General features: G+C 73.1%; 23 protein-coding genes and 1 pseudogene. 12 read left to right on the top strand and 12 right to left on the bottom strand.

The annotated features are described in order from the left end of the window. Nucleotides 1-38: 38 nt before the first annotated feature. The gene (locus ACPT94_RS37970) at nt 39-407 is read right to left on the bottom strand and encodes a hypothetical protein (RefSeq protein WP_360335637.1); all 369 of its coding nucleotides are present in this window, start codon (nt 405-407) and stop codon (nt 39-41) included. A gap of 103 nt (nt 408-510) precedes the next feature. Beyond that, a complete protein-coding gene (locus tag ACPT94_RS37965) occupies nt 511-1,404 on the bottom strand; it encodes a hypothetical protein (protein ID WP_425247889.1) in 894 nt (297 codons plus the stop codon). Nucleotides 1,405-1,645: 241 nt separating this feature from the next. Here ACPT94_RS37965 and ACPT94_RS37960 point away from each other — a divergent pair, with 241 nt between their 5' ends. From ACPT94_RS37960 to ACPT94_RS37950, 3 genes are all read left to right on the top strand, one after another. Continuing rightward, nucleotides 1,646-3,706 carry a SpoIIE family protein phosphatase gene (locus tag ACPT94_RS37960; RefSeq protein ID WP_425247888.1) on the top strand — a complete coding sequence of 687 codons (2,061 nt, stop codon included), beginning with the start codon at nt 1,646-1,648 and terminating at the stop codon, nt 3,704-3,706. A 201-nt stretch (nt 3,707-3,907) separates the two neighbouring features. Continuing rightward, on the top strand, nt 3,908-5,062 hold the full coding sequence (locus ACPT94_RS37955) for a hypothetical protein (protein WP_360335643.1): 1,155 nt from the start codon (nt 3,908-3,910) through the stop codon (nt 5,060-5,062). A gap of 235 nt (nt 5,063-5,297) precedes the next feature. Further along, on the top strand, nt 5,298-5,972 hold the full coding sequence (locus tag ACPT94_RS37950) for a DUF5666 domain-containing protein (RefSeq protein WP_360335645.1): 675 nt from the start codon (nt 5,298-5,300) through the stop codon (nt 5,970-5,972). 3 nt (nt 5,973-5,975) lie between these two features. On the opposite strand, the gene ACPT94_RS37945 is transcribed toward ACPT94_RS37950, so the two are convergent. From ACPT94_RS37945 to ACPT94_RS37935, 3 genes are all read right to left on the bottom strand, one after another. Beyond that, complete coding sequence (locus tag ACPT94_RS37945; protein ID WP_425247887.1) at nt 5,976-6,800, bottom strand: putative protein N(5)-glutamine methyltransferase; 825 nt, start codon at nt 6,798-6,800, stop codon at nt 5,976-5,978. 203 nt (nt 6,801-7,003) lie between these two features. Further along, a complete protein-coding gene (locus ACPT94_RS37940; protein WP_360335649.1) occupies nt 7,004-7,753 on the bottom strand; it encodes a GNAT family N-acetyltransferase in 750 nt (249 codons plus the stop codon). 137 nt (nt 7,754-7,890) lie between these two features. After that, complete coding sequence (locus ACPT94_RS37935; protein WP_360335651.1) at nt 7,891-8,052, bottom strand: hypothetical protein; 162 nt, start codon at nt 8,050-8,052, stop codon at nt 7,891-7,893. A 201-nt stretch (nt 8,053-8,253) separates the two neighbouring features. Here ACPT94_RS37935 and ACPT94_RS37930 point away from each other — a divergent pair, with 201 nt between their 5' ends. From ACPT94_RS37930 to ACPT94_RS37905, 6 genes are all read left to right on the top strand, one after another. Beyond that, nucleotides 8,254-8,859: a sulfite oxidase-like oxidoreductase gene (locus ACPT94_RS37930; protein ID WP_360335653.1), complete on the top strand. Its 606-nt coding sequence runs from the start codon at nt 8,254-8,256 to the stop codon at nt 8,857-8,859. Next, nucleotides 8,852-9,622, top strand: a complete 771-nt coding sequence (locus ACPT94_RS37925; RefSeq protein ID WP_360335655.1) for a ferredoxin reductase — start codon at nt 8,852-8,854, stop codon at nt 9,620-9,622. Before ACPT94_RS37930 ends, ACPT94_RS37925 begins: the two co-directional genes overlap by 8 nt. A 123-nt stretch (nt 9,623-9,745) precedes the next feature. Then, a complete protein-coding gene (locus ACPT94_RS37920; RefSeq protein WP_360335657.1) occupies nt 9,746-10,330 on the top strand; it encodes an Rv1733c family protein in 585 nt (194 codons plus the stop codon). 101 nt (nt 10,331-10,431) lie between these two features. Beyond that, entirely contained in the window at nt 10,432-11,400 is a 969-nt protein-coding gene (locus tag ACPT94_RS37915) for an acetylxylan esterase (protein ID WP_360335659.1), read from the top strand. Nucleotides 11,401-11,500: 100 nt separating this feature from the next. Beyond that, on the top strand, nt 11,501-12,676 hold the full coding sequence (locus ACPT94_RS37910) for a serine hydrolase domain-containing protein (protein WP_360335661.1): 1,176 nt from the start codon (nt 11,501-11,503) through the stop codon (nt 12,674-12,676). 51 nt (nt 12,677-12,727) lie between these two features. Then, nucleotides 12,728-12,928: a hypothetical protein gene (locus ACPT94_RS37905; protein WP_360335663.1), complete on the top strand. Its 201-nt coding sequence runs from the start codon at nt 12,728-12,730 to the stop codon at nt 12,926-12,928. 42 nt (nt 12,929-12,970) lie between these two features. On the opposite strand, the gene ACPT94_RS37900 is transcribed toward ACPT94_RS37905, so the two are convergent. Next, complete coding sequence (locus tag ACPT94_RS37900; protein WP_425247886.1) at nt 12,971-13,696, bottom strand: class I SAM-dependent methyltransferase; 726 nt, start codon at nt 13,694-13,696, stop codon at nt 12,971-12,973. Between the two features lie 92 nt (nt 13,697-13,788). On the opposite strand from ACPT94_RS37900, the gene ACPT94_RS37895 reads away from it, so the two are divergent. After that, nucleotides 13,789-14,187, top strand: coding sequence for a nuclear transport factor 2 family protein (locus ACPT94_RS37895; protein WP_360335667.1), 399 nt, complete (start codon nt 13,789-13,791; stop codon nt 14,185-14,187). A gap of 34 nt (nt 14,188-14,221) precedes the next feature. Here ACPT94_RS37895 and ACPT94_RS37890 read toward each other — a convergent pair whose 3' ends face one another. Next, a complete protein-coding gene (locus ACPT94_RS37890; RefSeq protein ID WP_425247885.1) occupies nt 14,222-15,166 on the bottom strand; it encodes a hypothetical protein in 945 nt (314 codons plus the stop codon). Nucleotides 15,167-15,724: 558 nt separating this feature from the next. Between ACPT94_RS37890 and rho the strand changes: the two genes are divergently transcribed. Both rho and ACPT94_RS37880 read left to right on the top strand, forming a co-directional pair. Continuing rightward, complete coding sequence (rho, locus tag ACPT94_RS37885) at nt 15,725-16,864, top strand: transcription termination factor Rho (protein WP_360335671.1); 1,140 nt, start codon at nt 15,725-15,727, stop codon at nt 16,862-16,864. A gap of 168 nt (nt 16,865-17,032) precedes the next feature. Then, nucleotides 17,033-17,908, top strand: a pseudogene (locus tag ACPT94_RS37880) (D-alanyl-D-alanine carboxypeptidase family protein); the annotation flags it as partial. A 38-nt stretch (nt 17,909-17,946) separates the two neighbouring features. On the opposite strand, the gene ACPT94_RS37875 reads toward ACPT94_RS37880, so the two are convergent. The 5 genes from ACPT94_RS37875 to aspA all read right to left on the bottom strand — a co-directional run bounded on the left by ACPT94_RS37875 (nt 17,947) and on the right by aspA (nt 24,731). Continuing rightward, nucleotides 17,947-19,308, bottom strand: coding sequence for a glycosyltransferase 87 family protein (locus ACPT94_RS37875; RefSeq protein WP_360335673.1), 1,362 nt, complete (start codon nt 19,306-19,308; stop codon nt 17,947-17,949). After that, the gene (gene mptB, locus ACPT94_RS37870) at nt 19,305-20,702 is read right to left on the bottom strand and encodes a polyprenol phosphomannose-dependent alpha 1,6 mannosyltransferase MptB (RefSeq protein WP_425247884.1); all 1,398 of its coding nucleotides are present in this window, start codon (nt 20,700-20,702) and stop codon (nt 19,305-19,307) included. The genes ACPT94_RS37875 and mptB overlap by 4 nt, the downstream gene beginning before the upstream one ends. A 103-nt stretch (nt 20,703-20,805) precedes the next feature. Beyond that, nucleotides 20,806-22,125 (bottom strand): hypothetical protein, encoded by a 1,320-nt coding sequence (locus tag ACPT94_RS37865; protein ID WP_360335677.1) that lies wholly within the window; start codon nt 22,123-22,125, stop codon nt 20,806-20,808. A gap of 206 nt (nt 22,126-22,331) precedes the next feature. After that, nucleotides 22,332-23,270: a glutaminase gene (locus ACPT94_RS37860; protein WP_360335679.1), complete on the bottom strand. Its 939-nt coding sequence runs from the start codon at nt 23,268-23,270 to the stop codon at nt 22,332-22,334. 48 nt (nt 23,271-23,318) lie between these two features. Next, nucleotides 23,319-24,731: an aspartate ammonia-lyase gene (aspA, locus tag ACPT94_RS37855; protein ID WP_425247903.1), complete on the bottom strand. Its 1,413-nt coding sequence runs from the start codon at nt 24,729-24,731 to the stop codon at nt 23,319-23,321. Nucleotides 24,732-24,807 lie beyond the last annotated feature (76 nt).

Raw genomic sequence — 24,807 nt, 5'->3', positions numbered from 1 at the left:
ACTAGTTGCAGAATGAGCCGGAGGGTGTGTGCCGCAGGTCACCGGCTTTCGAGCAGGACGTGCAGTTCCCTCTCCTGGTCCCCGGAGGCCGAAGTGAGGTCGCGCACCGCGAACAGCGAGTCCAGCGTCTTGCGGAGCCGGTCGATCGCCCAGTAGCCGCCCTGTGCGTCGGCCTCGACGGAGGACGAGAGCCGGGCGGGCGGCGGGCACGCGTGGGTGTCGGTGACCTCGAAGGTGCCGAGCCACACCATCGGGCGGGTCTCGTGGAGCTGCTCGGGCACGTCGTCGGCGCAGCGGTCGGACTCGAAGCACGTGCACAGCGCGTCGAACACGATCCGGGCGTCCTCCTTGCTGCATCCGCTGATCTCGACGGAGACGGACTCCTCGTGCGGTCGCTCACGGTCCATCGTGATCGCTCCTCTCATGGCGATGGCGCGGTGTCGCGGGTTCCCCGCGAACCGCGCCACATCCCAAGAAAAGCACCACTTTCCGGGCGGGACCAGCGACGGGTCAGCTCCGCGTGAAGCGGTACGTCCTGCTGTCCGTCAGCACACAGAACCCGGGCGAGATGACGATCACCCGCAGGGTCGCGGTGCGGCGGTCGTAGTCGATGCCCTCCGTCTCGAAGGCGCCCGAGCAGGAACTGCGCAGCGGCAGCTGGCGCAGGGCGGTGACATGGCCGGTCACGTCAGAGGTGCCGTTCGGTTCGGCGGACAGGTCGATCCGCAGGAGGGGCTTGGTGATGCCGAACAGCGTGCCCGCGGGGTCGTCGGAGGAGCACAGGAGGGTGGTCGGGCCGGTGAAGTCGCAGCCCTGGACGTCGCGTACGGGGCGGTCGAGGCGCACGGTGGACGCCTGCGGCAGGTTCGCCGAGGGCGAGGTGGCCGGGTTGACGCCGGGGGTCGGGAAGACGAGCAGCCGGGTGATGGTGCCCCACTCACCCGACAGCATCCACCGACCGGCGGGCGCGATCGCCACCCAGGAGTTGTTGAGGGCCTCGCCGGAGCTGAGCGTGTGGACGTACTCCGACCAGGCGCCGCCGGGCGCCTGCACCCGGAACATCTTCGCGGTGCCCGAGTCCCGCTGGTAGGGCTCGACGTAGTAGCCGTCGTAGGAGGCGTCGGGGTCGCCGACGTGGTTCCAGCCGCGGGTGCTCACCCCGAGGGGGATGGTGCCGATGCCGGTGTAGCGGTTGGCGCTGTTCACCGGGACCTCCACCGAGGTCAGGCCCTGGCTCTCGGTCAGCGGGTCGGCCCGGTCGGAGCCGACCTCGGTCCAGGTGTCGGCGGCCGCGGCGGGCGGGGCGGCGCTGAGGGCGGCGACGGTCGCGGTGGCCAGCGCGACCAGGGCGGCGCGGACGGTACGGGCCACGTGACGGCGTCGCCGGGCAGGGCGCAGGGGCATGGGTCTCCTCGGTCGGGGGGCGGGTGCGCGCTCGGCCGACAGTGTGTCCAAGTTGGATGGTCATGTACAGACCAATTTCATGGACGGGTGTGAACCGTGAGGAGAACGGCGGGCGGCGCCGTACTGGAGGAGCATGGAAGACGGGCCCCAGGCATGGGAGAAGACGGTTGTGCGCGATGGAACAGGGGGAGTCGGCACGGGGGAAGGCGTGCCGCGTCGACCTTCGGAGGCGAAGCGTGGCATGAGTGCAGTCGGGGCGGCCGCGGCCGAAGGCGGCGGGCCCACAGGTCCCAGCGGGCTGCTGGACGTACTGAACGTGGCCTCGGTGGTGCTCGACACCGACGGCCGCATCGTGCTGTGGAGCCCGCAGGCCGAGGAGCTCTTCGGCTACTCGGCGCAGGAGGCGCTGGGCCGGTACGCGGCGCATGTGATGGTCCACGAGCGGCACTTCGACCTGGTCGTGAAGCTGTTCACGGACGTGATGGCCACCGGCCGCAGCTGGGCGGGCGCGTTCCCCATCCGGTGCAAGGACGGCAGCACACGGCTCGTGGAGTTCCGCAACATGCGGCTCGAGGACGACCAGGGCGAGGTCTACGCCCTGGGTCTGGCCACCGACCAGTCGACGGTGCGCCGGCTGGAGCGGGACGTGGCCCTGTCGACGCGGATGGTCACCCAGTCCCCCATCGGCTTCGCCGTCCTGGACACCCGGTTGCGGTACGTCACGGTCAACCCCGCGCTGGAACGGATCAACGGCGTCCCCGCGGAGGAGCACGTGGGCCGGACGGTCCGCGAGCTGTTCCCCATGCTGGACACGGAGGCCCTCGAGTCGGCGGCCTGTGAGGTGCTGCGGACCGGTGTGCCGATCCTCGACCGGTCCACCGTCGGACGCACCCCCGCCGACCCCCACGAGGACCACGCGTGGTCGCTCTCGCTGTACCGCCTGGAGGACTCCCGCGGCACCGTGCTGGGCGTGGCCTTCTCCGTCCTCGACGTCACCGACCAGTACCGGGCGGGCGTCGAGACCGAGGCCGCGCGTCGCCGCCTGGCCCTGGTCGCCGACGCCTCCGCCCGGATCGGAACGACCCTGGACCTCGAACAGACCGCCCGGGAACTGGCCGACGTCGCCGTGCCGGAACTGGCCGACGTCGCCACCGTGGACCTTCTCGACGCGGTGGTCGCGGGCCGGCGCAGCAGCCTCGGACCCGCGGAACCGGCCGTGATCCGCACGCTGGCGGTCCGGGCCGCCGACGGGCCGGACGCGCTGGACGCGGCCGATCCGCCCGGCGAGACCACCCGCTACGCGCCCGACCGCCTCGTGACCGAGTGCGTGCGCACCGGCCAGCCGGTCATGGTGGCGCAGGTCAAGGACGAGGACCTGGCACGCATCGCCCGTTCCGCGGAGGCGGCCGGGCTGCTGGAGCAGGCGGGCGTCCACTCGTATCTGGCGGTGCCCCTCATCGCCCGGGGCGAGGTACTGGGCGCCCTCGACCTCAAACGGACCCGCAACCCCGCGCCCTTCGACCGGGACGACCTGGTGCTCGCCCGCGAGCTGGCCGCCCGCGCGGCCGTGCAGATCGACAACGCCCGCTGGTACCAGAACGCCCGCAGCACCGCCCTCACCCTCCAGCGCAGCCTGCTGCCGAGCCATCCGCCGGTCACCGGGGGCCTGGAGGTGGCCTCCCGCTACCAGCCGGCCGGGGCCACCACCGAGGTGGGCGGTGACTGGTTCGACGTCATCCCGCTGGAGGGCGGCAAGACCGCGCTCGTCGTCGGCGACGTGATGGGCAGCGGCATCGACGCCGCCGCCACCATGGGCCGGCTGCGCACCGCGACGACCACCCTGGCCTCCCTGGACCTCGACCCGGCGGTGCTCCTGGAGCACCTCGACCGGATCACCTCGGGCCTGGACCACTCCATCGCCACCTGCGTGTACGCCGTCCACGACCCCCGTCTCGGCCGGTGCCGGATCGCCAACGCCGGGCACCTGCCGCCCGCGCGGGTACGCCCCGGCCGCCCGCCGGAGCTGCTCGACCTGCCCACCGGGGCCCCGCTGGGCGTGGGCGGTGTGGCGTTCTCCACGACCGACGTCGACTTCGCCCCCGGCGACCAACTCGTGCTGTACACGGACGGCCTGGTCGAGACCCGCCGCCACTCCCTCGACGAGCGCCTGGACGCGCTGCTCGCCCTCCTCGACGACCCGGCCCGCCCGCTGGAGGAGATGTGCGATCTGCTCCTGAGCGCACTGCACCACCCCGACAACCACGACGACGTGGCGCTGCTCGTGGCCCGGGCCCGGGAGTGACCACACCAGCAGCGGGGCTTGATGACCTCCGTTCGTATGGAATTGCGAACTTCCAACCGGAGCTGCGGGGATGCGCCGGGCACAGGTGTTAGGTCTGACGCGTCGACACGGCGCGCCCCTGGTGCGGTTCCCTTACCTCCTCTTCGGCTGTACGGAGGCGCAGGCGGGCGGGCTCGTTTGAACCGAGAGGAAGAAACACCCATGAAGAAGTGTCTCGTGGTGGCCGGGTCCGCGCTGGTGGCAAGCCTCGGAGTGGCGACGACGGCACCACCGGCCGTGGCACAGCAGGCGAACACGAGTGTCGCGTGCGGTGACGCCGCCGGTCTGATCGCCGCCGTGGGCCGGGCGAACGCACACGGCGGTGTGGTCACCCTGGCGAAGCGCTGCACCTATCGCTTCACGGACGACTTCAACAACTCGGGCAACGCCCTGCCCCTCATCACCGGCAAAGTCACCATCATGGGTCAGGATTCGGCCCTGGTCCGCTCCTCGCACCACGCCGCCGCACGTTTCCGCCTGCTCACCGTCGCGACCGGCGGCAGCCTCACACTGCGGAGCGCCACGGTGGAGGGCGGCCTCATCATCGGCAACGGCGGCGGGATCAGGAACAAGGGCACGCTGCGGTTGGAACACAGCACGGTCGCCGGCAACTACGCCACCGGCCGGGGCGGTGGCATCTCCAACGAGGGCGGCCGCGCCACCCTCGTCAACAGCCGCGTCCTGACGAACGTGGCCAGCAAACCCCCGCGGTTCATCGGCGACGGCGGCGGTCTCAACAACAACGCGTCGGGCACCCTCCGCCTCACGAACACCACGGTGGCCGGCAACACCGCCGACGAGGACGGCGGCGGCATCCTGAACGAGGGCAGGCTGATCGTCGAGGGCAGTCGCATCGCGAACAACGAGGCCCGTGAGGACGACGGCGGCGGCATCAACACCTACGGACACGCCACGATCAGGGACAGCACGATCACCGAGAACTGGGCCGCCATGGAAGGCGGCGGCCTGGCCAACAGCGAGGACGGGACGGTGGACGTCCAGCGCACCTCCTTCGTCTCCAACCAGGCGGGACACGACGCCGGCGCCTTCAACAACGAAGGCACCGCGACGCTGAAGAACAGCAAGGTCCTGAGGAACCGGGCGGGCCGCAACGGCGGCGGCCTCAACAACGAGCAGGAACCGCAGACGGACACCGCCCGCCTGACGCTGGACCACACGACGGTATCGGACAACCGTGCCAGCGGACGCGGCGGCGGCATCCACAACTGGCCCGGCGCGGTGGTGACGCTCAAGGGCGGCGGGATCAAGCTGAACAAGCCCGGCAACTGCTCCGGCCGAGTGCCCGGTTGTGCCTAACACGCCCTAGGAGGGCGCGGCCGCCCAGGGCTCCGGACGGCTCCGTCGACGCCGTCGCCTGACGCGGGGCGCCGCGTGACGCCGTTCTCCCCCGCTAGTGTCCCGGGAGAACGGTGTCGTCGCCGCCCGGACCCGACGGGCGGAAACTCACAGCAAGTCGTTACCCGCTCCTTACCGGGCGCCTCACACAATCACAGCAAGGCGTGTTCCCTCGTGGCTGAGGAGAGTGAGGGATATGGACGACCCGGATACGGTCGAGGTGCTCTCGGGCCCGGGCGGAGAGGAACCGCGGCGCACGTCACTGCGCGCGCTGTGGCAGCGGCGGTCGGCCCGCGGGCGCGCGGTGATCGCGGCCACCACCGTGGCCGTTCTGGCGCTCGGCGGCACCGTCGCGTACGCCGCGACCTCGGGAGGGTCCTCCGATGCCACGGCCGGCGGATCCCCGTCGGCCTCGGCGTCCCATGACGGGCCCGGCGACCGGCAGGGCGGCCGCGGCGGCCCGTGGTCGCGCCTCGGCGGCGAGGCCGTGCACGGCGAGGCGACCGTGAAGGACCGCGACACCGGCACGTGGGTCGTCCGGGTCTGGCAGCGGGGCACCGTCGAGAAGACCGACGGCGACCGGGTGACCGTCAGGAGCGAGGACGGCACCTCGTGGACATGGACGGTGGACAAGGACACGAAGGTGTTCGCCGACGGCGACTCCTCCTCCGGGGCGGACGCCCTGAAGAAGGGCGACACCGTGTACGTCGCCGGGTCCCGTTCCGGTGACACGCGGACGGCCGACCGGGTCGCGTCCGGCACAGTCGGGGACAAGGCCCCGGGCGACCGGCGGTTCGGCTTCCCGGGGCACGGGCCGTGGGGCCGTGACGACCGCTCACCCAGCCCCTCGGGCAGCGGCGCCACGACCTGACCGCTACTCCCTGGTCCCGATCACCACGTGGGCGTACAGCTCCTCGTCCACGGCCAGACGGGTCGTCAGGCCGCCGCGGGTGAACGCCTCGACGGCGTCCGGCGCCTGGCGTTCGCTGGTCTCGACGAGGAGGCAGCCGCCCGGCGCGAGCCATCGCGCCGCCCCGGCGGCGACCCGGCGCAGCACGTCGAGTCCGTCGGCGCCACCGTCGAGGGCGGTGAGGGGCTCGTGGTCGCGTGCCTCGGCGGGCAGCAGGGGGACCTCGCCGGTGGGGACGTAGGGCACGTTGGCGGCCAGGACGTCGACACGACCGCGCAGTTGGCCGGGGAGCGCCTCGAACAGGTCGCCCGCGTGGACGTGTCCGCCGTAGGGGGACACATTGCGCCGGGCGCAGCGCACCGCGGCCGGCTCGATGTCGGCGGCGTGCAGCTCGACTTGGCCGAGCGCCGCGGCCAGGGCCGCGCCGACCGCGCCCGAGCCGCAGCACAGGTCCACGACGACGGACGCGTGCGGGGCGTGGGCGAGTGCCTGGGTGACGAGGAACTCGGTGCGGCGGCGGGGCACGAAGACGCCCGGTTCGACGACGACGCGCAGGCCGTGGAACTCGGCCCAGCCGACGACGAGTTCCAGGGGAAGGCCCGCCACACGGCGCTCCACCATGGCGGCGAGCTCGTCCGGGGCAGGGGCGGCGGCGAGGATCAACTCCGCCTCGTCCTCGGCGAAGACGCACCCGGCGGCGCGCAGCGCGCCGACGACGGCGTCACGGGAGAGGGACGAGGCGGAGAAAGGGGAGGGTGAGGAAGAGGAGGAAGGAGACAGTGGGGGCATGGAAGCCGAGAGCCTTTCGGAAGCCGAAGGGCGCTCTCGCGGTCGCCTACCGGCGGCGATCCGCGCCGTTCTGAGGTGAGAGCACCCGACCTGACACTGCGGTAATGGGTCTCACCTCCCCGGGTCGCACACGGCTGGGGACCTCCACAGCCGACCGCCACCCTACCCCAACACCCCTGTTTCCCCGCCCTGACCGGTGGGCTTCACCCCACCGGCACCGGCTCCCGCCCCTCCCCCAGCCGCTGTGGCACCCGGGCCGCCAGGAACATCGTCCTGCGGCGCAGACGGAAGCCCAGCGACTCGTAGAGGCGGATGGCGTTGGTGTTGGCGGCGCCGGTATGGAGGAAGGGGGTTTCGCCGCGTGCGCGGATGCCGTGGGCGACGGCCAGGACCAGGCGGGTGGCGAGACCCTGGCCACGGACGGCCGGGTCGGTGCAGACGGCGCTGATCTCGGTCCAGCCGGGCGGGTGGAGGCGTTCGCCCGCCATGGCGACGAGGGCGCCGTCGCGGCGGATGCCGAGGTAGGTGCCGAGCTCGATGGTGCGTGGCTCGAAGGGGCCGGGCCGGGTGCGGGCGACCAGGTCCAGCATCTCGGGGACGTCGGCGGGACCGAGGCGGACCGCCTCCGGGTCCGGTGCGGCGGCCAGCCCGTCGTCCACCAACTGCACCCCCTCGATACGCAGGGTGATCTCCCAGTCCGGCGGGACCTCGCCCCGGAACCCGGGCAGCGCGACCTCCGCACCCGGCCCGGCGAGCGCCGCGAGATCCGCCCAGTCACCGGCGTCCGGCTCCTCGGGCAGGGCGAGCCAGGGAGACACGTCGACGGGATAGCGCAGAACCCGCCCCCGCCGCTCGGCGAACCGGGCGTGCGGGCCGGTGAGGGAGGCCAGCGCGGGATGGTCGAGAACGTGCCGGGACGCGGACCGGGCGGGCGCGGAGGCGGACTCCGACACCGGAACGGACCGGGCGGGCCCCGGCGCGAAGGCGGCCCCGGAGGCCGGCGCGGCCCCGGAGGCCTGCGTGAACCCGGAGGCTGGCGTGAGCCCAGACGCCTGCGCGAGCCCGGATGTGGGCTCGGATGCCGCGTGGCTCATATCTCGGCCCCGCTCTCGATGGCGACCTTGCCACGGGCGTGGCCGCCCTCGGCCTCGCGCAGGTTCCCGCCGGCCCGCTCCGGGCGGGACCGGTCCCCGTCGACGGGCGCCTCGGTCTGCGGACCGTCGTACCGTGTGAAGACGTACGTCTTCGGCATTGCTTCCCCTCTCCTTCGTAGCCGCCGGACCGCCGGGTCCGCGACGACTGCTGCAAGGAGGGAGTGACGGGCGGCTATTCCCGGGGCGCGGGAGAGTTCATACGGGCTTAATGATCGAGGGGCGGGCCCGGCCGGAGAGCAGGGCCGGCGGGCACGTACGGTGGACCGCGTAAACGATCGTCATCCTCACGCTGGACCCACATGAACGTCACCCGAGGCTTCACCGGACGCCCCCGCGTCGACAACCCGGGGCTGCCGCCCGGCCAGTACGACGCGGGCGACGACTGGCCCGTGCTGTCCGCGGAGGTCACACCCGACCTCGCGCCCGCCGACTGGACCTTCCGGATCGACGGGCTGGTCGAGCGGCCGCGCACCTGGGACTGGGCGCAGGCGCACGCGCTGCCGGCCTCCGCGTACGAGGGCGACATCCACTGCGTGACCAGCTGGTCGAAGTTCGGGGTGCGGTTCGGGGGCGTGTCGCTGGACGCCTTCCTGGACGAGGTCCGGCCGCGGGCCGCCGCGACCCACGCCGTCGCCTACTCCCACACCGGGTACACCACCAACCTCCCGCTCGCGGACCTGACCGGCGGGCGCGCCTGGATCGCCTTCGCGTACGACGGTGCGCCGCTCGCTCCCGAGCACGGTGGCCCGGCGCGGCTGCTGGTGCCCCACCTGTACTTCTGGAAGAGCGCCAAGTGGATCGCGGGTCTGCGTCTCCTCGACCACGACGAGCCCGGCTTCTGGGAGCAGAACGGCTACCACGCGAGGGGCAACCCCTGGGAGGAGCAGAGGTACTCCGGTGACTGAGACCTTCGCTCCCGGGGCCTTCACTCCCCCGACCCGGTTCGCCGTGCCGGGCCGTATCGCGGTCAGCGAGCAGGCGGCGGCGGAGTGGCAGACGGCCACGCTGACCGAGATCCGCCGCGAGACCCCGAACGCGGCCACCTTCCGCTTCGCGGTCCCGCGGTGGGCGGGGCACCTGCCGGGGCAGCACCTGATGCTGCGGCTGACCGCCGAGGACGGCTACACGGCCCAGCGCCACTACTCGATCGCGTCCGCGCCCGACGACTCCGGGCACATCGAGCTGACCTTGGACCACGTGCCCGACGGCGAGGTCTCCGGCTGGTTCCACACCGTCGCGAAGCCGGGGGACGAGGTCGAGGTGCGCGGCCCGCTGAGCGGCTTCTTCGCCTGGCCCGGTGACCGGCCGGCGCTGCTGGTCGGCGCCGGCTCCGGGGTCGTCCCGCTGATGTCGATGGTGCGCCACCACCGGGCGCGGGGCCTCGCCGTGCCGCTGCGGCTGCTGGTGTCCGCGCGCGGCCCGCAGGAGCTGATCTACGCGGGCGAGTACGGCGCGGAGACCACGCCCGTGTTCACCCGCAGCGCGCCCGAGGGCGTGCCCGTGGGCCGGCTGACCGCCGCGCATCTGGCGCCGCTGCTGGCCGAGCGGCCGACGGGCGGCTGGGAGGCGTACGTGTGCGGATCCAACGGGTTCGCCGAGCACGCGTCGCGGCTGCTGGTCGAGGCGGGGCAGCCGGTGGACCGGATCCGCATCGAGCGCTTCGGCTGACGTCCGCCACGCTCCGCCGCCGTTCGTCACCGCTCACCGCCCGCCTCCGGAGTGCACGATCTCACCCGAACGGGGGTATTTCCTCCATGTGGGCACTCGTCCGCATGACGGCGAGGAGGTCACATGCGAACCCGGGTGCGCGGCTGGCGCTGGCGACGCAATCCACTGCGGCGCCGGTCGGACGTGGTGGCGGCGTGGACGGCTCTGGTGGTCGCCGTCCTGCTGCTGGTGGGCGCGCCCCTGACGGGGGCCCTGGTGGGCCGGTGGGCCCATGACGAGGCGCGGGGGATGGCGGCCGAGCAGCGGGCGGAGCGGCAGCGGGTGCGGGCCGAGGTCGTGGGCCGGCCTCCGGAGGTCCTGCCGTCGGTGCAGGGCGGCCGGGAGGACTCGTACCGGGTGGCCGTGCGCTGGACGGAGCCGGGGCAGGGCACGCGGACGGCCACCGCGCGGGTCCCGGCCGGCACGCAGCGGGGTGATGTGGTCGACGTGTGGTTCGACGCGCGGGGGCGCAGCGTGGGCCCGCCGGCGGACGGCACGGCGGTGTGGCAGCACACCCTCACCATGGGTGTGGCCGCGGCGGGCGGCACGGCCGTGACAGTGCTGGTCGGGCACGCGGTGGTCCGCGGGGTGGCGATGCGGCACCGGCTCGCCGAATGGGACCGGGAGTGGGCCCGGACGGGCCCGGAGTGGAGCCGACGCCGCGCGTGAGCTCCCCCGTGTCCACGGCCTGAGCGGGGTCTGGCGAGCGCTCCCGCCCCCCACGTACGGTGTGCTCATTCGTACGGCCACTTAACAAAAGGCGGTTGTTCATGGCCCTGTTCGACCTGTCCCTCGAGGAGCTCCACGAGTACCGCAGCGCGTCCACCGAGCCGGCGGACTTCGACGCGTTCTGGTCCAAGACCCTCCAGGAGGCCCGCGAGCACGACCTGGACGCGCGCTTCGAGCCGGTCGACACGGGGCTGGCGACCGTGCAGGTGTACGACGTGACGTTCTCCGGGTTCGGGGGTCACCCCGTGAAGGGCTGGCTGACGCTGCCGGCGGCGGCCGAGGAGCCGCTGCCGCTGGTCGTGGAGTTCGTGGGCTACGGGGGCGGCCGCGGTCTGCCGCACGAGCACCTGCTGTGGGCGTCGACGGGCCGGGCGCACTTCATCATGGACACCCGCGGCCAGGGCAGCGCCTGGGGCGGCGGCGGCGCGACCGCCGATCCGGTGGGCGGCGCGCCGGCGTACCCCGGTTTCATGACGCGGGGCATCGACGCCCCCGAGCACTACTACTACCGCCGGGTCTTCACCGACGCGGTGCGCGCCGTCGAGGCGGCCCGTTCGCATCCGCTGACCGACGCGGCGCGGACGGCGGCGATCGGCGCGAGCCAGGGCGGCGGCATCACGATCGCCGTGGGCGGCCTGGTGCCGGACCTGGTGGCGATCGCCCCGGACGTGCCGTTCCTGTGCGACTTCCCTCGCGCGGCGACACTGACGGACCGTCACCCGTACCGCGAGATAGGCCTGTTCCTCAAGACGCACCGCGGGCGCACGCAGGACGCGCTGCGCACCCTGTCGTACTTCGACGGCGTGCACTTCGCGTCGCGCGGCTCGGCTCCCGCCTTCTTCTCGGTGGCCCTGGAGGACCAGACCTGCCCGCCGTCGACCGTGTTCGCCGCCTTCAACGCGTGGGCGCACGAGGACAAGGCGATCGAGGTGTACGACTTCAACGACCACGAGGGCGGCGGCCCCTACCACGAGGCGGCCAAGCTGCGCTGGCTGCGGTCGCACGCCTGAGACCGCCCGCCTCCTTCCCTCCGGTCCGACCAGTCGGTACGTTCAGGGAGCCCGGGGCGCACCGTCGCGGCCCGGGGTCCCGGCGGATCACGGAGGGCCCATGTCCGGACAGGTGCCACACGTTCCACAGGTTCACGGTCACTGCGACGAGCGGTTCGCGGCGGTGCGCGCCGCGTTCGAGGAGAACTTCCGGGAGCGCGGCGAGCTCGGCGCCGCGGTGACCGTCACGGTCGACGGCGTGACCGTGGCCGACCTGTGGGGCGGCTGGGCCGACCGGGCGCGCACGCGCGCGTGGGAGCGGGACACGCTGGTCAACGTGTGGTCGACGTCGAAGGGGCCGACGGCGCTGTGCGCGCACATCCTGGCCGACCGGGGCCTGCTCGACCTCGACGCGCCGGTGGCCGAGTACTGGCCCGAGTTCGCCGCGGCGGGCAAGGAGCGGATCCTCGTCCGGCATCTGCTGTCGCACCGCGCGGGACTGTCCGGGCTGCGCGAGCCGCACACGCTGGAGCAGCTCTACGACTGGGAGCTGACGACCGCGCGCCTCGCGGCGACGGAGCCCTGGTGGGAGCCGGGCACGCGGTCCGGGTATCACGCGTTCACCTACGGCTTCCTGGTCGGGGAGGTCGTCCGGCGTGTCTCGGGGCTGCTGCCCGGCGCCTTCCTGGAGCGGGAGGTGACGGGCCCGCTCGGCATCGACTTCACCATCGGCCTGCCGGAGAAGGAGGCCGGGCGGGCTGCCGAGCTGCTGCATCCGCAGGCCGCGTCGAGCAGTGAACAGGCCGCGGTCTTCAGCCAGTTGGCGCCCGCGGCCATCGCCGCGCTGGCCAATCCCCCGGTGGGCGCCGACGAGGCCAACTCGCCCGGCTGGCGGGCCGCCGAGATCCCCGCCGCGAACGGCCACGGCACCGCACGGGCGGTCGCCGCGCTGTACGGCGTTCTCGCCGGCCGGGGTTCCTACGGAGGCCGGCGCGTCCTGTCCCCGGAGGCGGCCGAGCGGGTGCGCGAGGGGCAGGGCAGCTGCCGGGACCTGGTACTGGGCACCGGCTTCGCGCACGAGACGGAGGTCGGGCTCGGCCTGTGGCTCAGCGGCCCGAACGGCTCGTACGGACCCAATCCGCGGGCTTTCGGACACGACGGCTTCGGCGGCTCGTGCGGTCTCGCCGACCCGGAGGCGGGGGTGTCGGTGGGTTACGTCATGAACCGCATGGGGCCGCACATCGCGAACGACCCGCGCAAGATGGCGCTGGTGGAGGCCGTGTACAGCGCGTTGTGAGAGGCCTGGGGCGGCCCGGCCCCGGCCGATCGGGCCGCCCGCTCCTCCCCGGTGGTGACCCATGCCGGCTCCAGGGGCGCACAAGCCCGTACGGCTCCCGGCGACCAGGAGTCGGGCCGGCCGGGAAGCAGCAGGCCAACCCGGGGGTCACCGAGCGTCGAGGTCAAGGACCGCGGCCACGCCCTGACCATCGACCACGGCTGGCAGGAGGTCGCGGACACGGCCCTGTCGTTCGTACGGCGCTTCGTCTGACCCTGTCGGCCGAAGTCCCGTCGGCCATATCGGTCAGGTAGGTCAGCGCACTCGTCGCGCCTCGACCATCCGGACGCGTGGGCTTCCGTCGCTCCTGGTCCCGAACTCGGGCAGGGCGTGGAGGTCCACGCGGAATCCGGCGCGCTCCAGTTCCCGGCGCACCTCGCCGAGCCGGAACGCGCGGTAGTACATCACGAACGGCGGCCGCCACAGGGCGTTGCGCACCCGCATCGCGACGTCGAAGCCGAGCAGCATCCAGAAGGCCGGGGAGGAGGCGCGGGGCGGGGCGAGCACGGGGAACGCGAACCGGCCGCCCGGCCGCAGCGCCCCGTGCACCTGTGTGAAGAGACCCGGCAGCTCCCGGGGCAGGAAGTGCCCGAACGCTCCGAAGCTGACGACGAGGTCGAAGGCGGCCGTGAACGGCAGCGCACGGGCGTCCGCGCGCACCCACGACACCCGCGGGCCCGCCGGGTGCGCGCGCTCGCGGGCCACGTCGAGCATGCCCGCGCTGAAGTCGACGCCGGTGACACTGCGCCGGCACACCGCCGCCAGCACGTCGACGCCGGCGCCGGTGCCGCAGCACAGGTCGAGTCCGTCGTCGTAGGGGCCCGTCCGGCGCAGGGCCGAGGTCACCGCGGTCAGGACGGAGTCGGGGGTGCGGAAGGGCGTGTGGTCGAACTTCGGCGCGAGCAGGTCGTAGCCGCGCTCGACGGACGACAGCGCCTGGACGGCGAGTTCGCGCAGTGTGGGGCCTTCGGGGCTGAACATCGGCGTCAGCCTATCCCTGTGGACACCCTGACGACAGGCACCTATCCTCACCGGCACCTAGTCAAATAATTGAGTAAGGAAGAGGTGGTCCGATGCGCGCGTTCCGTGAGGCGGTCGAGGCCGGGGACCTGGACGCCGTCGAGGCCCTGCTGGCCGAGAACGTGGTGTTCACCAGCCCGGTGGTGTTCAAGCCGTACGAGGGCAGGGCGATCACCGCGGCGATCCTGCGGGGTGTCTTCCGGGTCTTCGAGGACCTGCGGTACGAGCGGGAGCTGACCGGGGCGGACGGCCGCGACCACGCGCTCGTGTTCCGGACCCGGGTGGGCGAGCGGGAACTGAGCGGATGCGACTTCGTCCACGTCGACGACAACGGCCTCATCGACGAACTGACGGTGATGGTAAGGCCGTTGTCGGGTGCGCAGGCGCTTGCCGCGGCGATGGGGGCGCAGTTCGAGGACATCCTGAAGGAGGCGGAGGGACGGGCCGGGTGAGGCAGGGGCCCCACCGCGAGCCCGGTACCGGGCGTCAGCCCTTGAGCGCCTCCAGCGTGGACCTGCTGTCCGACTTCATCCAGTCGGTCACGTCGTCGAGCTCCGGCGGGTCGCCCTTGTCGTACGAGGACAGGTAGACGCTGTAGCTCATCGTGTACGTCGTCCAGCCGTCCCGGACGGCGAGGGTGGCGTAGAGGGAACCGCTTGAGGAGTCGGTGGTGGTGTCCTCGCTGACCAGATAGGCCTCCTCACCCAGGCCCTCGACGGTCTCCACGTCGTAACCGGAGTGGTTCTCGGCGTAGTTCTTCCACGTGGCCGTGAACTCCGGCCCGGGGTCCGTCTTCTTGTGCAGTGTCACCTGGGTGGAGAGGTACGCGTCCGCGTAGCTCGACCCGGTCTTCTTCAGGCCGATGCTGCAGTAACTCTCGTCGAGGGCTCTGTCCTTGAGGGAAGTGTGCGTCGGCGAGCCGTCGTCGTCCGGGTACTCCGTCCGGAAGGACGAGTAGTCCGTGTCGGAGCAGAGGTTCGCCGGCGCCGTGTAGCCGCGCAGGTCCGCGTCCCCGGCGGCGCCGATCAGGAAGACGCCTGCCGCCCACGCGGCGGACGCCACGACCGCTCCGACAGCGGCCCACAGGACCGCCCGTCCGGCGCCGCCGTTGCCGGCGGGCGAAGGAGCGGCCGCGGAGGGATACCCGGGCTGCTGGGCGTACGGGTGACCGGCCAGAGGCTGACCGGGCTGACCGGGCTGACCGGGCTGACCGGGCTGACCGGGCTGACCGGGCTGACCGGGCTGACCGGCCAGGGTCGGCTGTGCGTAGAAGTTCTGCGGACCCGGCGCCGGCGCGGGCGACGCCGGGGGGAAGCTCCCCGCCCCGCCCGGACCGGGCGACTGCGGATGCGGATAGGGATACGCGCTCGGCTGCACCGACGCCCCGGACGGCTGCTCGGGCTGCTGCGAAGGCTTGGGCGGCGTGGACATGACGTGAAGATAGTGCAGTGTGGGCGGTCAAGTCCCTTGTCGTCCAGGATCGTTATGGTCTGGGGACTTCTGGTGCCGACCGGTGACATCGCGGTCCGGACCGTTGAGGGAACCGGGGCCGTGCCCGGCCACAGAGCGGGGCCATGCCCGGCCACAGAGCGGGGCCATGCCCGGCCACGGAGCGGGAATGGGCAGGGCCGCTCCGGCGTTCACCCCACAGGAGTCGCACTCGAACAGCGCACCTGAGAAGTGCCGATCAACAAGTGCCGTGCCCCCGTCCCATGGCCACGGCCACACCCCGGGTGCTACGCTCCGGTCAGCACGTGTGTACGCCCCGCTGTGGGCGCCGGTGCTGTTCTCTCCTCAGTCCGCTGGGCCCACCCGTCGCAACCGGCGGCGCCCCGGCTCTCCCGCACACCTTGTGACCTGCGGTTTCACTCCGCCCCAGGTGATGCTCTCCGCCGCCGGAGGACGCGCGCACACCGTCCCTCCGCCTCGCGGCTTCCCTCCCTTCCTCCGCATGCCTCATGCCTTCCGTCCTCGAAAGGACCGACCACCATGACCACCACTCTCGAACACCCGGCTGTCCAGCAGTCCCCGGCCCAGCTCGTCACCGGTGTCCTCGACATCGACGGCAACGGGAAGGGGCACCTGCGGGCCGAGCACTGCCTGCCCTCCCCCACCGACCTCCAGGTCCCGGCCGCGCTGATCCGCCGGCTCGGCCTGCGCAAGGGCGACTTCGTCGAAGGGATGCGCGGCGCGCAGCGCGCGCTGACCGACGTGGCGCGCGTCAACGGCCGTACGCCGGAGGAACTGCGCGGGCGCCGGCACTTCCGGGATCTCACACCGCTGCATCCGCACGAGCGGCTGCGGCTCGAACACCCGGCGGCCGGTCTCGCCGGACGCGTCATCGACCTGCTCGCACCCGTCGGCAAGGGTCAGCGCGGGCTGCTCGTCGCCCCGCCCAAGACGGGCAAGACGGTCCTGCTCCAGCAGATCGCCGCCGCCGTCGCGGGCAACCATCCGCAGGCCCGGCTGATGATGGTGCTGCTCGACGAGCGCCCCGAGGAAGTCACCGACATGCGGCGCTCCGTGCGCGGCGAGGTGTACGCCTCGACCTTCGACCGGGCGCCCAAGCAGCACATCGCCCTCGCGGAACTCGTCGTCGAGCGGGCCAAGCGGCTCGTCGAGGCGGGCGAGGACGTCGTGGTCCTGCTCGACTCGCTGACCCGGCTGTGCCGGGCCCACAACAACGCGGCCGCCGCCGGGGGCCGCACCCTCAGCGGCGGGGTCGACGCGACCGCGCTCATCGGCCCCAAGCGGTTCTTCGGCGCCGCCCGGGCGGCCGAGGAGGGCGGCTCGCTCACCATCCTCGCCACCGCACTCGTCGAGACCGGCTCGCGCGCCGACGACTTCTTCTTCGAGGAGCTGAAGAGCACCGGCAACATGGAGCTCCGTCTCGACCGCGAACCGGCGTCCCGCCGCGTCTTCCCGGCCGTCGACATCAACGCCTCCGGCACCCGCCGCGAGGAACTCCTCCTCTCCCCCGGCGAGGCGACCGCCCTGCGCGGACTGCGCCGCGCGCTGCAGACCCGCGACGGCCAGGCGAACCTCGAGACACTCCTGGAGCGGATGCGGGAAACGCCGGACAACGCGACGTTCCTGCGCCGCATCCACCCGACGCTGCCGGCTGCCTAGGGGCCTGTCCGGCGGATCATGCCGCAGGCCCTCGACACAGCCGTAGGGACCCGGTCCCTCCGGTCCCACGGCCCTACGGCGCACTCGGCATGCGGCATCCGGGTGCACGCGTGCGGTGTTCGGCACGGGCAGCGCGGGGAAGGCCGGGTTCGTTTCTAGGTTGATCATATGATGATCAGATTCTCTTCTCAGGGCGCTGCCTCGGCCTGCGCCCTCTGTCTGGCAAGCCTCCTGGCCCTCGGGCCGGCCGCGGCCCTCGCCGGACCGGACCCCGGCACACCCGGCGAGCCACGGGCGGCGCTGCCCCGCCCGGCGCTGCTGTACCGCTCCGGTACCCAGGTCAGACCGCACCGCGGAGCGCCCGAGGTCCCGGACCTCTCCGCGATGTCATGGGTGGTGGCCGACGCCCGCACCGGCGAGGTGCTCGCCGCGTCGAACGCCCATCGCAAGCTGCCGCCCGCCAGCACCCTCAAGACCTTGTTCGCCCTCACCGTGCTGCCGGTCCTGCCGGGAGGCCTCCCGCACCGGGTGACCGACGAGGAACTCGCCGGCATCGGGCCCGGCAGCAGTCTGGTCGGGGTCGTCGAGGGGCGGCGGTACCGGGTCGCCGACCTGTGGCGCGGGGTGTTCCTCAACTCGGGCAACGACGCCGTGCACGTCCTGGCCGCGATGAACGGCGGCTGGCGCACCACGGCGGCCCGGATGCAGGCCAAGGCCCGGTCCCTGGGCGCCCTGGACACCCGCGTGCTGTCACCGGACGGATACGACACCCCGGGCCAGGTGTCCTCCGCCTACGACCTGGCGGTGTTCGGGCGGGCCGGTCTGCGCAACGCCGACTTCGCCCGGTACTGCGCCACCGCGCAGGCGCGGTTCCCCGGGGGCGGGGGACGGCCGTACGAGATCGTGAACACCAACCGACTGCTGACCGGCGCGAACGGAGTCGAACCGTATCCGGGGCTGATCGGCATCAAGAACGGCTACACCAGCGAGGCAGGCAACACACTCGTCGCCGCCGCCCGCCGGGGCCCGCGCACCCTCGTCGTGACGGTGATGCACCCGCGGGCGGGCGGCGGGTTCGCGGTCTACGAGGAGGCGCGCGAACTGCTCGACTGGGGGTTCGAGGCGGCGGGGCGGGTCGATCCGGTGGGCTCGCTGGACGCGCTGCGGGCGCCGGCGCGGCCACGGCCGGGGCCCGACGCGGTGGCGCCCGTGGTGGCCGCGGCCGCCGTCGACGACGGGCCCGGCTGGTCGGAGGCGGCCGTCATCACGGGCGCCGCCGTGTTGGGCGGAGCCGTGGTGGCGCTGGTGCTGTGGGCGGCGGGACGCCGCCCGTCGGGGAAGTGACCGGTCGGCAGCCCCACGAGCAGGCCCAGCGTGATCCAGGTGTAGAGGTTGCTGCCGAGGAAGCCGTCGACGCCGGACGCGTCGTCGAACCACAGCCACACCACGCTGGTGCACAGCACCGCGTACAGGGCGGCCGCGACGCGTGGATGCCCGGCGCGGACCAGCACCGCGAACGACGGCAGCAGCCAGACCAGATGGTGCACCCAGGTGATGGGGCTGACCAGGCAGGCGGTGAGACCGGTGAGGGCGAAGGCCGCCTGCCAGTCCCCCGCGGTCACCGCGCGCCGGGACCGCCAGGCCCAGCCGCACAGCACCAGCACGACCAGCACCGCCCAGACGGCCCGGCTCTCCACGCCCAGCCGGGCCAGGATGCCCTGGATCGACTGGTTGGAGACGTAGTCGAGGCGGCCCACCCGGCTCGTGTCCCACAGGGCCCGCGTCCAGTAGAAACGGGAGGCGTCCGGGGCGACCAGGGCCGCGAACGCCGTGGCCCCGACGGCGACACCCGTGGCGACCGCGGCCGCGCGCCGGCGGCCGGCGACCAGCAGCAGGCCGATGAAGAGCGCCGGCGTCAGCTTGATCGCCGCCGCGAGGCCGATACCGATCCCGGCCCAGCGGCCCCGGCCGGTGGACAGCAGCAGGCAGTCGGTCAGGACCAGGGCCAGCAGCACGAGGTTCACCTGTCCGAAGCTGAAGGTGTCCCGCAGCGGTTCGAACAGGGCGAGGGCGCAGGCGGCGAGGGCGACGCCGTACCAGCCGTGGCGGCGCCGGACCGGGCCGGCCAGGACGCGCACGGAGACGGTGAGGGCCGTCAGGTTGAGCAGCAGGGCCGCCGCGATCGCCGTGCGCAGTCCGACGAGCGCCATCGGCAGCATGACGACGGCCGCGAACGGCGGGTAGGTGAAGCCGTACGGCGTACCCGGCACGCGGTAGTCGTAGACCCGTCCCCCGTCGTGGATCCAGGTGTTGACGGTGCCGTAGTAGACGCGCAGGTCGAACCAGTCGCGCAGCAGCGGGACCGTCGCGGTGAAGACGGTCACGGCGGTGGCGAGGGCAAGAACCAGGAGGAGGCGTCCGCGATCGGTGCGGGGTGCCCTCATGCCGTACGCCCCAGGGCGGCCGGGGCCTGCGCCGCGAGGTGGGCCTGCCACAGGACGACGACCGCGAGCGCGCCGCCGGAGACCGCGAGGAGCAGCCGGCCCGCGTCGGCCGGACCGCCGTCGGGCAGGACGGCCAGGGCGAGGACTCCGGCCACGGCCGCCATCCGGTGCCGTACGGAGGTGCTGGGAGCCGCGGCGGCGATGAGGAACAGGCCCCACAGTGCGTACCAGGGACGGATCGCCGGGCCGAACGCGGCGACCGTCGCGAGGCTCAGGCCGAGCGCGTACACCGGGCGCGGACGCAGCCGCCACCATATGACGACCAGGGCGACGGCGGTGACGGCGAGGCCCAGTGCGTGCCAGACGGGGACGGCCAGCGGGGCGAGGTCGCTGCCGAGGGTCTCCAGCAGGGAGCGGGTGGCACGGCCGAGGAGGCTGGTGAGGGCCCAGTTCTGCGGGGAGACCGGGGTGTCCAGGGCGCCTGTCCAGCCGTAGCCGGTGCCCGCGACGGCGGTCGCGATGACCGTGGTGGCGGCGGAGGCCGCCGTGGTGGTCAGGGCGGCACGCAGCCAGTGGTGGCCCGCGCGCAGTCGGAGGACCAGGACGGCGGCGAGGCCGAGGGCGGCGGGCACCTTGACCAGGGCGGCGAGGGTGACCAAGACGGCGCCGAGGACCGGTCGGCGGCCGAGGGCGGCGACCAGGCCGACGCCGAGCAGGCCCAGCATGATCGCGTCGTTGTGGGCGCCGGCCACCAGGTGCAGCAGGACCAGCGGATTGAGGGCGCCCAGCCACAGGGCGGCGGCCGGGTCGGTGCCGCTGTGCCGGGCCAGGCGTGGCAGGGCGGCGGCCATCAGCGCCACCCCGCAGAGCGCGACGCACCGCATGCCGACCAGCCCGGCGGGGAGTTCGCCGCTGGTCAGGGCGGACAGGGCGGCCGCGACAGCGAGGAACACCGGGCCGTAGGGGGCGCCGGTGTGCCGCCACAGCGGGGCGACCTCGTCGGCGAGCGGGCCGCCGAGCCGGGCCGGGCCGTGCGCGTAGACGTCCATGTGCGCGTCGACCATCGCGCCCTGGGCCAGATAGCTGTAGACGTCCCGGCTGAACAGCGGCGGCGCGATCAGCAGCGGCGCCGCCCACACGGCGAGCACCAGCACCAGGGCGCGCGGGGTGGGCGGGTCGCCGCCGCGCACCAGACGGCCGAGCAGCACCCAGGCCGCGGTCAGCAGCACCAGCCCGAAGTACACGCCGACCAGGCCGAGTACGGCGTGCGGCGAGGACGGCGCGAGGAGCTCACGGGCGGGCAGTGCTCCGGCCGTCTCACCGCCCAGCGCGAGGCAGGCGGTGCCGGCCAGGCCCAGCACCTGACAGCGACGGAGATCGACGGGGAAAGCCATGGCCAACACTCGGTCAGCGTGTCAACGCCGGGTGGCCGGAAAGCGACGTTCCGCCTTCCGGGCGGCGGCCTGCGCGTGACCGCCGTGCGAGCGTCCCGGAGGATCAGAGGAAGCGGGCGCTGGACACGGGTCCGGACGACTTCACCCGGGCCCGGTCACCCCGCAGCCAGGTGCCGCGGACGGCCGTGACGAAGTCCGTGAGCCGCTCGACGGGGTCCGCGGGCGTCTCGCCGTCGCCGGGGTCGGGCGTCGGGTCGGCGGCCACGATCTCCGCGGCGATCTCCGCCTCGGGCCGCTCGTCGGGCTCGCCCTGCTCCACACCGCCGTCGGCGGTCTGCCGCAGTCCCGCGCCCCAGGGCGCCACGACCGACTGGTGCAGCAGGGTGACGCTGTCGGGGGTGACCGCCGGTGTGTCGGTCCAGCAGCTCGCGTGCTCGTGGAGCACCTGGCCCGGGACACGGTCGAACAACTGGCCGAGGATCTCCGGGCCCCGGTCGGCGCCGGCCGTCTCGTTCAGGTCGTAGGCGATGACGACCGTGTCCTGGCGTTCGGCGTCGAAGGGCTCCGCCGGGAGGCCGAGGATCCGCGCTGCGGCCAGGCCCAGGATGCGACTGCCGCGGTCGGGCAGCAGCGACACCGACCGCGGCCGCACCTCGGCGGCCTCCAGCACCGCCTGCAGCCTGAGCAGGCCCCGCAGACAGGTGTCGTGGCTGTCCTGGAGGAAGGCGAACCGGCCGGCCATGCCCGCGCCGAAGCCGTACGGGGACAGCGTGCCGAGCACGGTGCCGCCGATGACGTACTGCCAGCCGCGGAGGTCCGTACGGTCCAGCGTGGTCGCGTGCCCGGCGTTCTCGGCCCGCCGCAGGACACGGTTCTGGCGGTCGCGGGCGGGCAGCCACATGTCGTCGTCCGGGGCCGGGAGCAGGGCGTGGTGGCGGCGGGCCAGCTCCAGGTCGCCCGCCAGGACGGCGTTGAAGACCAGCAGGTAGCGGTCCGGCCACTGCGCGAACCGCTGCTCGTGCGCGACCAGCACGTCGGCGGCCTCGCGGTGCCGGCTCTCGTCCTCGTACGCCGAGACCAGTTCCCGCAGGGCCGACAGGGCGCCCGGCGCCAGCCGCAGGGCCTCGCGCAGCGGGGGTATCGCGAGGTAGGAGACGCCGCGCTCCACGCACGCGTACCCGAAGTCGTAGAGGGCCTGCGCCTTGTCGGGCTCGGCGGCGAGCGCGTCGGCGGCCCGCCGGAGGTCGTCGAACCCGGCGGCCTGCGCGGCCCGTCCGACCACGAGGGCGACCTCCGCGAGGGGCTGGGGCTCGGGGGCCTGCCGCAACTGGCGCAGCGCGCCGGGGACGTCGCCTTCGTCGAGACGCTCCCAGGCCTTGAGCAGTTCGGGGGACGTGGGGCGGCGGAGCTTGCGCGAGAACATGCGGAGGATCCTCGCCGGTGGGCGGGTGCGGCCTCAACTGCATTAAGCGGTTCAGGGGTTGAGCATGGGTACTCAGGACGCGGCACGGAGGGCGGCGAGGCTGAGGTCATGGCCACGGCCCCGGCGCTCACCGCGGTGTCGGTCCGGTGGCGACGACGGCGAGTGCGACGGTTCCCGAGGGACGCTCGGGAAGCGTGCGGGAGCGTTCAGAAGACCGACAGGCCCGTCATCGTGGTGAAGCGGTCCAGGGCCGCCACCCCCGCCACCGAGTTGCCGTGTTCGTCCAGGCCCGGGCTCCACACGCACAGGGTGCAGCGGCCGGGGACGACCGCGATGACGCCGCCGCCCACGCCGCTCTTGCCGGGGAGGCCGACGCGGTAGGCGAAGTCGCCGGCCGCGTCGTAGGTGCCGCAGGTCAGCATGACGGCGTTGACCTGTTTGGCCTGGCTGCGGCTGAGCAGGCGGCTGCCGTCGGCGCGGACGCCGTGGCGGGCGAGGAAGGTGGTCGCCAGGGCCAGGTCGGCGCAGGAGGCGGTGATCGAGCACTGGCGGAAGTACTGGTCCAGCAAGGCCGGTACCGGGTTGTCGATGTTGCCGTAGGACGCCATGAAATGGGCGAGCGCGGCGTTGCGGTCGCCGTGCGCGGACTCCGAGGCGGCGACCTCCTGGTCGAAGTCGAGCGCGGGGTTGCCGCTCTCGGCGCGCAGGAACGACAGCAGTTCGCCGGCCGCGTCCGCGGTACGGGTGTGGAGACGGTCGGTGACGACGAGGGCGCCCGCGTTGATGAAGGGGTTGCGTGGGATGCCGTTCTCGTACTCCAGCTGGACCAGGGAGTTGAACGGGTTGCCGGAGGGCTCGCGGCCCACGTGCTCCCAGAGTTCGTCGCCCTCGCGGGCCAGGTCGAGGGCGAGGGTGAAGACCTTGGTGATGGACTGCGTGGAGAACGGCTCGCGCCAGTCCCCCACGCCGTACACCGTGCCGTCCAGTTCCGCCACGGCCATGCCGAAGCGGCGGGGGTCGCGGGCGGCGAGCGCCGGGATGTAGTCGGCGGGCCGGCCGCGGCCGGGAGTGCGCTCCATCTCCTCGGCGATGCGCTCCAGGACCGGCTGGAAGGTGAGGGACGACGTCGTTGTCATGATCGCCATTGTGCTCCTCCTGGCCGGTCCTGGTGCGTCACCGCAGGTCAGAGCTGGTCACGCAAGGGGTGAGCCGCTGCCCGCCACGACCTCCGGCCGCAGCAGGTCGGCAAGGGTCTCGGCGGGCAACAGGCCCTTCTCCAGGACGAGTTCGGCGACTCCGCGGCCGGTGGCGAGGGCTTCCTTGGCGATGTCGGTGGCGGCCGTGTAGCCGATGTGCGGGTTGAGGGCGGTGACCAGGCCGATGGAGTTCTCCACCGTGGCGCGCAGGGCCTCGGTGTTGGCGGTGATGCCGGCCACGCAGCGCTCGGCGAGGGTGAGGCAGGCCGCACGCAGATGGGTGACGGACTCCGACAGGGAGTGCAGGATGATCGGCTCGAAGGCGTTGAGCTGGAGCTGTCCGGCCTCGGCGGCCATGGTGATGGTGACGTCGTTGCCGATCACCTCGAAGGCGACCTGGTTGACGACCTCGGGAATCACCGGGTTGACCTTGCCCGGCATGATCGACGAACCCGCCTGCACCGGCGGCAGGTTGATCTCGCCCAGGCCGGCGCGCGGCCCGGAGGACAGCAGCCGCAGGTCGTTGCAGCTCTTGGAGAGCTTCACCGCGATGCGCTTGAGGACGCCGGACATCTGCACGAACGCGCCGCAGTCCTGGGTGGCCTCGACCAGGTTGGCGGCGGTGACCAGCGGCAGGCCGGTGATCTCGGCGAGGTGGCGGCGGGCCGACTCGGCGTATCCGGCGGGGGCGTTGAGGCCCGTGCCGATGGCCGTGGCGCCCAGGTTGATCTCGTGGATCAGCTCGACGGCCTCGGCGAGACGGGACCGGTCCTCGTCCAGCATGACGGCGAACGCGGAGAACTCCTGGCCGAGTGTCATCGGCACGGCGTCCTGCAGCTGGGTGCGGCCCATCTTGAGCACGTCGCGGAACTCGACGGCCTTGCGCGCGAACGCGTCCTGCAGGACGGCCATGGCCTTGAGCAGGCCGCGCACCGCGAACACGGTCGCGATCTTGACGGCGGTCGGGTAGACGTCGTTCGTCGACTGGCCGAGGTTGACGTCCTCGTTGGGGTGCAGGTGGTTGTACTGGCCCTTGGCGTGGCCCAGCAGCTCCAGCGCCCGGTTGGCGATCACCTCGTTGGCGTTCATGTTGGTGGAGGTGCCCGCGCCGCCCTGGACGACGTCCACGACGAACTGCTCGTGCAGCTTGCCGGCCCGGATATCCCGGCAGGCGGCGACGATCGCGGCGGCCTTCTCGGGTGCCAGCAGGCCCAGTTCCTCGTTGGCGAGGGCGGCGGCCTCCTTGACGGCGGCGAGGGCGTCGATCAGGTGCGGGTAGGCGGAGATGGGGGTGCCGGTGATGGGGAAGTTCTCGGTGGCGCGCAGGGTGTGGACGCCCCAGTAGGCGTCGGCGGGGACGTCCCGGTCTCCGAGCAGGTCGTGTTCGCTGCGGGTGACGACGGCGGTCATGAGGGTGCGGGTCCTCTTTCTGAGGGGGATGCGGGTGGAGGGAGCTGACGACGTCGGGGGCGGGGTGAGGGACGGC

The sequence above is a fragment of the Streptomyces aurantiaciflavus genome, assembly GCF_049808595.1.
Taxonomy (GTDB): domain Bacteria; phylum Actinomycetota; class Actinomycetes; order Streptomycetales; family Streptomycetaceae; genus Streptomyces.
The sequence above is the reverse complement of the archived record's forward strand: the minus strand, read 5'-3'. Positions and strand labels throughout refer to the sequence as shown.

What these genes read in the sequence shown, in the direction of transcription:
- ACPT94_RS37970 (WP_360335637.1), bottom strand. Translation starts at nt 407, where the DNA reads ATGGACCGTGAGCGACCGCACGAGGAGTCCGTCTCCGTCGAGATCAGC.
- ACPT94_RS37965 (WP_425247889.1), bottom strand. Translation starts at nt 1,404, where the DNA reads ATGCCCCTGCGCCCTGCCCGGCGACGCCGTCACGTGGCCCGTACCGTC.
- ACPT94_RS37960 (WP_425247888.1), top strand. Translation starts at nt 1,646, where the DNA reads ATGAGTGCAGTCGGGGCGGCCGCGGCCGAAGGCGGCGGGCCCACAGGT.
- ACPT94_RS37955 (WP_360335643.1), top strand. Translation starts at nt 3,908, where the DNA reads ATGAAGAAGTGTCTCGTGGTGGCCGGGTCCGCGCTGGTGGCAAGCCTC.
- ACPT94_RS37950 (WP_360335645.1), top strand. Translation starts at nt 5,298, where the DNA reads ATGGACGACCCGGATACGGTCGAGGTGCTCTCGGGCCCGGGCGGAGAG.
- ACPT94_RS37945 (WP_425247887.1), bottom strand. Translation starts at nt 6,800, where the DNA reads ATGCCCCCACTGTCTCCTTCCTCCTCTTCCTCACCCTCCCCTTTCTCC.
- ACPT94_RS37935 (WP_360335651.1), bottom strand. Translation starts at nt 8,052, where the DNA reads ATGCCGAAGACGTACGTCTTCACACGGTACGACGGTCCGCAGACCGAG.
- ACPT94_RS37930 (WP_360335653.1), top strand. Translation starts at nt 8,254, where the DNA reads ATGAACGTCACCCGAGGCTTCACCGGACGCCCCCGCGTCGACAACCCG.
- ACPT94_RS37920 (WP_360335657.1), top strand. Translation starts at nt 9,746, where the DNA reads ATGCGAACCCGGGTGCGCGGCTGGCGCTGGCGACGCAATCCACTGCGG.
- ACPT94_RS37915 (WP_360335659.1), top strand. Translation starts at nt 10,432, where the DNA reads ATGGCCCTGTTCGACCTGTCCCTCGAGGAGCTCCACGAGTACCGCAGC.
- ACPT94_RS37910 (WP_360335661.1), top strand. Translation starts at nt 11,501, where the DNA reads ATGTCCGGACAGGTGCCACACGTTCCACAGGTTCACGGTCACTGCGAC.
- ACPT94_RS37900 (WP_425247886.1), bottom strand. Translation starts at nt 13,696, where the DNA reads ATGTTCAGCCCCGAAGGCCCCACACTGCGCGAACTCGCCGTCCAGGCG.
- ACPT94_RS37895 (WP_360335667.1), top strand. Translation starts at nt 13,789, where the DNA reads ATGCGCGCGTTCCGTGAGGCGGTCGAGGCCGGGGACCTGGACGCCGTC.
- ACPT94_RS37890 (WP_425247885.1), bottom strand. Translation starts at nt 15,166, where the DNA reads ATGTCCACGCCGCCCAAGCCTTCGCAGCAGCCCGAGCAGCCGTCCGGG.
- rho (WP_360335671.1), top strand. Translation starts at nt 15,725, where the DNA reads ATGACCACCACTCTCGAACACCCGGCTGTCCAGCAGTCCCCGGCCCAG.
- ACPT94_RS37875 (WP_360335673.1), bottom strand. Translation starts at nt 19,308, where the DNA reads ATGAGGGCACCCCGCACCGATCGCGGACGCCTCCTCCTGGTTCTTGCC.
- mptB (WP_425247884.1), bottom strand. Translation starts at nt 20,702, where the DNA reads ATGGCTTTCCCCGTCGATCTCCGTCGCTGTCAGGTGCTGGGCCTGGCC.
- ACPT94_RS37865 (WP_360335677.1), bottom strand. Translation starts at nt 22,125, where the DNA reads ATGTTCTCGCGCAAGCTCCGCCGCCCCACGTCCCCCGAACTGCTCAAG.
- ACPT94_RS37860 (WP_360335679.1), bottom strand. Translation starts at nt 23,270, where the DNA reads ATGGCGATCATGACAACGACGTCGTCCCTCACCTTCCAGCCGGTCCTG.
- aspA (WP_425247903.1), bottom strand. Translation starts at nt 24,731, where the DNA reads ATGACCGCCGTCGTCACCCGCAGCGAACACGACCTGCTCGGAGACCGG.